The organism is Acinetobacter sp. YH12227, from assembly GCF_013417785.1.
Lineage (GTDB): Bacteria > Pseudomonadota > Gammaproteobacteria > Pseudomonadales > Moraxellaceae > Acinetobacter > Acinetobacter gandensis.
Map to the genome: position 1 here is coordinate 1 of NZ_VPDH01000124.1, position 5,613 is coordinate 5,613.

The 5,613-nt window shown below is 38.5% G+C and carries 5 protein-coding genes; 3 read left to right on the forward strand and 2 right to left on the reverse strand.

From position 1 onward, the window contains the following. Positions 1-138: 138 nt before the first annotated feature. A complete protein-coding gene (locus FTV09_RS16900) occupies positions 139-1,194 on the reverse strand; it encodes an aromatic ring-hydroxylating dioxygenase subunit alpha (RefSeq protein WP_005090794.1) in 1,056 nt (351 codons plus the stop codon). Between the two features lie 245 nt (positions 1,195-1,439). On the opposite strand from FTV09_RS16900, the gene FTV09_RS16905 reads away from it, so the two are divergent. After that, a complete protein-coding gene (locus FTV09_RS16905; protein ID WP_067766818.1) occupies positions 1,440-2,366 on the forward strand; it encodes a LysR family transcriptional regulator in 927 nt (308 codons plus the stop codon). Between the two features lie 121 nt (positions 2,367-2,487). Here the strand turns inward: FTV09_RS16905 and hpxO are convergent, their stop codons facing one another. Continuing rightward, complete coding sequence (gene hpxO / locus FTV09_RS16910; RefSeq protein ID WP_180058942.1) at positions 2,488-3,645, reverse strand: FAD-dependent urate hydroxylase HpxO; 1,158 nt, start codon at positions 3,643-3,645, stop codon at positions 2,488-2,490. Positions 3,646-3,855: 210 nt separating this feature from the next. On the opposite strand from hpxO, the gene alc reads away from it, so the two are divergent. Together alc and FTV09_RS16920 are read left to right on the forward strand one after the other, a co-directional pair. Beyond that, positions 3,856-4,863 carry an allantoicase gene (gene alc / locus FTV09_RS16915; protein ID WP_180058943.1) on the forward strand — a complete coding sequence of 336 codons (1,008 nt, stop codon included), beginning with the start codon at positions 3,856-3,858 and terminating at the stop codon, positions 4,861-4,863. Positions 4,864-4,959: 96 nt separating this feature from the next. Next, positions 4,960-5,460, forward strand: coding sequence for an ureidoglycolate lyase (locus tag FTV09_RS16920; protein ID WP_180058944.1), 501 nt, complete (start codon positions 4,960-4,962; stop codon positions 5,458-5,460). Positions 5,461-5,613: the final 153 nt, after the last annotated feature.

Consider the following 5,613-nt stretch of genomic DNA (forward strand, 5'->3'; position numbering starts at 1 on the left):
TTTTCTAACTTAGACCAGTGTTGATCAGTCAACATTGTACGAGGCATAGCGAGGAGTAGATTTGGTTTGGCGATTAAATTCTACTTTCTCGCTATTTTTTTTGCACAGTAAATGTCAACAGACCCTAAATTTCATATTTTAAACTGTATAGCGTTTGCTCAATCCCCACTCTGCCAAAATTCGGCGGTAAGTGGTTGATGAACGATCTGCCTCAAAATGTGCCTCCATTGAAATATCTAAAGGAAGTTCTTCTGGTTTTTGGCTTTCCACCATGTCCTGATCTTCAGCGAAGATTTGTGCATTGAAATCATAAACTGCCTGTAAGTCTCCTGTAGTATCAAAGTTACGAGTTAAGGGAACGAATAATCGCGTTTTATTGTGCGAAACTGGACAGCACGCATTTAAAATTTTAAGTAAGCCATTTTCAGGAAAGTCGATAGTCAAAATAGCTGAAAATGGTGGATAGACATCGAAAGTACGTTTCCATAAAAAATCATCTGGTGCTAAATGTTGTAAGCCATGCGGATAGTTACTGACATCACTCACATACTCTGTATGTAAGCCATAATCCGTTCGAACGGTCGAATATTTTTGTACCTTTGGATTTTCACGATCAGCAAAACTTTGGTTATGTACCCATGCAAAGTGCGCAACATCAATAAAGCCTTCAAGCTGACGGCCACTTGATCCAGCAATATCGACAAATGGAGGGAGAATTGACTGATGTTCTTCACTGTCCCACGTGTCTAAATCTGGAAAATTGGCTTTCGATACATCGCGGTTAAATAAACTGGTCCAAATTAGTCCGTATTTTTCTACAACTGGAAATTTGGTCAGTGAAAAACGATCTGAAATTTGTGTGAGCTCCGGTTGAGCAGGAATTTTTACGCACTTTCCTTCACCGTTATAGTGTAGGCCATGGTATGGGCAAATAATTTCTTCGCCTTTCACCCATCCTTTGGTTAATGGCACACCACGATGCGGGCAAATATCGCGTACCAGATGAATTTTTCCGCTTTCAGTTTTATACAAGGCCATTTTCACATCAAGTAATTGTACTTGTTGCGGTTGTTCTGAAACGTCCTGAGTGCGTGCAACTGGGTACCAATGCTGCGCTAAAATATTCCAATCGTTTGCATCAAATGAACTGCATTGTGGTTGGGTAAATAAATTCAGTACAGGAATCGCATTCATTTTTAAATCTCTACATTCGCAATATTTGCAGAACTTTTATGCCATGTAACTAGGGCTAATTCGTTCTTTTCTAAGTCAAAAATACGGCTGCACAGCATTTCTGTCTATTAGAATGATTTGCATACATTGTTCTCTTTTTTAGAACACAAAAGCAGAATGAATTGAAAAAATCAAAAGTTATGGCATGAAAATCGCTTAAGCATGGATAAGTACTTTGTAAACTGCCCGTGAGATTTAATAGCTGTATGTCGATTACCTTTTCCCGATTTTCTGAATATTTTATGGCTGTTGCCCGTACTGGCAGTTTACGTAAAGCCGCAGAACAGCTTTTTATTTCAGTGTCTGCTGTGCATCGGCAAATTGTACTGGCTGAAGAAGAGTTAGGCGTCGCTTTGTTTGAGCGTTTACCTCAGGGACTCAAGCTAACGTTGGCTGGTGAATTACTTTATGCCGATTTGCTTAAATGGCAAAAAGAATATCAACTGACTCGAACTCGATTTGATGAAATTCAAGGATTAAGTCGCGGCAATATTGAAATGGGTTTTATTGCTGCACTAAATGATGGTTTTGTCGTGGATTGTATTCAACGCATGGCTGAAAGCTATCCATGGATTAATCTCAATATTAGTATGAATAGCAGTGAAGAAATATCGAGAAAAATCATTGATGCAGAATTAGATTTTGGCATTATTTTAAATCCCAAAAGTCACAATCAATTAGAAATCTTATCCTTTATTGAAATTCCTTTAGGCTATGTTTTATCACCACATCACACCTTAGCCGGCATGGATAAAATCTATTTATCCGACACTTTAAATGAACGTCATATCATGCCAAGTGAACCTTTAGTCATCAGTGATTATGTACATACTCTCTATAAACATCATAAATTTAATCCCATACAAAAGATAGAATGTAATGACATTAGAATGATAACGTCATTAATTCAACAACAATTAGGCATTGGTTTGATGTCATATATGGATGCATTGCCACTTTTAAACTCAAAAAAGATCGTTTTTAAACCAATTCGTGAAAAAGGCATGCACCGTTTAACCATTGCTTTGTGCGTAGCTTCAAAACGTCAAACATCTCGTCTTTCACAAATAATGGTAAATTTATTGGTCGAAAAAATGGAAGAAATCAAATTGCAGTTAAAGCAACTTCCTTAAATATTTAATCCTTTGCTCTTCAATCTAATGTTTCTTTATAGCTAAAAAAAGCCAGTGTGAATATTCACACTGGCTGCTGAAAGCTAACTTTTTAGTTTTACATTTATTATTGTCTTACTGCTTAGTCGAGCGGATTACCGACAATATTACTAATAATCCCCTTCATAATATGATTACCTTGTTCTTTGCGTAACTCTGCATACCATTCTCGGGTCACCGCTTCATCTTTCATATGTGTTACATCACAGCGCTTACGGGCGCGAAGTACCAATTCATTAGCACGTTCATTACGCTTGTTCTGATAGCGACGTAAAGAATCTTGTAAACCTAAGGTGTTAATTTGCAATGAACGTGCCAAATAGATAGCATCTTCCATCGCTTGACAGCCGCCTTGACCAATATCAGGTGTTGTACTGTGCGCTGCATCACCTACAATCACCACTCGACCTTTGTAGAAATCAGCGAATGGTTCGATATCGTGAATTTCTACACGATTGGTCTTTTGCACATCGACTGCATCAATTAACTTTTGGACAGGCTCACACCATCCTTTAAAGTATTGTTTGAATAAAGCTTTATATTGGCTACGATCATTTTCAAGACCAACTGGTAGTGGCACATCAAAAAAGAAATAAAAACGATTATTTGCCACAGGCATCAGTGAAACACGTTTGCCTTCACCTACAAAAGTTGTCCATTGATCTGCTGCAGCATAATCATCTGAGACATCAACAAGACCATTCCAATTAACATAGCCTGCATATCGTCGCTCAACTTGCTCACCTAAAACATAGGCACGAGTAATTGAATGTGTACCGTCTGCACCGACCAATAGATCAGATTCTATTTCGCTACCATCTGCAAATTGAATTTTTACACGCTCTCCTTCTTCAACAAAAGAAACCATTTTCTTAGCAAGATGGATATCTTCACGGCCAAATTCATCCATCAGCATATTTTGTAGTTCCGCACGTGATACCGGATATGGTCTTTGCCCGACTTCTTCAATCAATGGATAAAGACTAAACTGAGTCATCACATCGCCTGTCAAACCATCAATATAAGCAAGGTTATCCATTTTGCCGCCAAGCTTTTCAACTTGCTCTGTTAAGCCTAAATAATTCAGACATTTCACACCGTTAGACCATAATGAAATCGCAGCACCCACCGGTAAAATTTGTTCTGCTTGTTCATAGATGGTTACTTGGTGTCCGAATTTTTTTAGTGCGATGCCTGTAGTTAGACCCGCCATACCTGCACCAATAATTGTAATTTCCATCTATAACTCCCCTGTGTTTTATAAGTTTCTAACTCATAAAATGCTAAAAGCGTGCCATTTTTTATAATGTGCCATGAGAAAATCCAAAAGTTGGCACACGCTGTGCATCTAAACGCGTGTAAATGCTTGTTTTTATCGTTTGTTAAATTTTTTGTAGCACGATAGCGCAAAGCATGAATTTTGAAAGAAAATAGCGAATGGATTTAATATATGGCGACTTTATTAGCACCCGATTTTGATATTCCTGCACAATTACAGACACTTACCAATTTGGCAGATGACCGTATTGGTGCAAAAATTATTGAATGTTCAGATGAATTTTTCGCAGAAGCAAAACGTATGCTTCAATTTGACGCGCCAATTTTTGTTGAAGATAAATTCGATGACCATGGTAAATGGATGGATGGTTGGGAAACGCGCCGTAAACGTCACACAGGTTATGACTGGGCAATTATTCAATTGGGCGTAGCTGGGCATATTAAGGCTTTAGATATTGACACTACCTTCTTCACTGGGAATTACCCTGCTTCAGCTTCAGTTGAAGCCTGCTACGCCCCTGATGGCGATCTTGCTCAAGCTGAATGGTTGAACATATTAGAGAACAACGTACTTGGCCCAAGTCAGCATCATGTTTTGCCGATTACAGCTGACCAAGTTTTTACTCATGTGCGCTTAAATATTTTCCCTGATGGCGGTGTTGCTCGTTTTAAAGTGTATGGTGAAGTGAGCGTTCAACAGCAAGATCGCACTGCAACAATTGATTTAGTTGCTTTAGAAAATGGTGGACGTGTAATTGCTTATAGCGATGCACATTTTGGTCATCCACGTAATCTGATTAACCCAGGTCGCGGCATAAATATGGGCGATGGTTGGGAAACCAAACGTCGTCGTGCACCGGGCTTTGATTGGTGTATTTTGGCTTTGGGTCAAACTGGTGCAATTGAAAAAATTGATATCGATACGGCACACTTTAAAGGCAACTTTCCAGCTCAAGTCTCGATTCAAGCGGTCTATGTTGAAGATGCAACCGATCCACAATTAATTCCACAAAGTATGTTCTGGCCATTTTTACTCGAAGCACAAGACATGCAAATGGATCATATTCATAGCTTTGTAAATGAAATTTTGCAACATGAAAAGATCTCGCATATTCGCATCAATATGATTCCAGATGGTGGTATCAGCCGTATTCGTATTTGGGGCAAAACCAAAAGCTAAATTGATAGCTTGAATACTTCCTACATCAAGAAGGATAAATGCTGAGGTTTTATCCTTCTTCTCCTGCACTTTATATAGACAATAAAAGAATTACACATGGTTCAAACAATTCAGCTACAGCCCCTGAGCATTGAAAACTTTGCCCCATTTGGCGAGGTTATTTGCATTGATGGACAGGATTTTTTTCATATCAATGATGCGCATACCGAGCGTTATCATGCCCTTGCAACCACTGAAATCATCGGTGAAGCGCATGCAGGGATTAGTATTTTTCGTAATATTAAACAAACAGAAATTCCTTTTTCGGTTTCGATGCTTGAGCGACATCCGAATGGCTCACAAGCTTTTATCCCGATGCAAGGTCAGGCTTTTTTAATTGTGGTTGCACCTGCATTGGATGATCAAACGCCTGATATTTCAAAACTCTGTGCTTTTATTTCAGATGGCACACAAGGTGTTAACTACCATGCAGGTACATGGCATCACCCTCTATTAACTTTAGAGGCGCCAAGTAACTTTGCCGTGGTTGATCGTATTGGTATTGGACATAATTGTGATGTTTATCATTTTAATGAAGTAATAAAAGTCGTTACATAAATTTAAGCTATCATTGAAATTGAAACCTTATAGGACTTACGCATTGACGGATTCAAAAAAGTATTAAAATACTTTATAAAGTATCTGTGATCAGACGAATTAAACATGCTTCTACAGCAACTTGTACATTACCCATTTATATGGGCTTTCTCA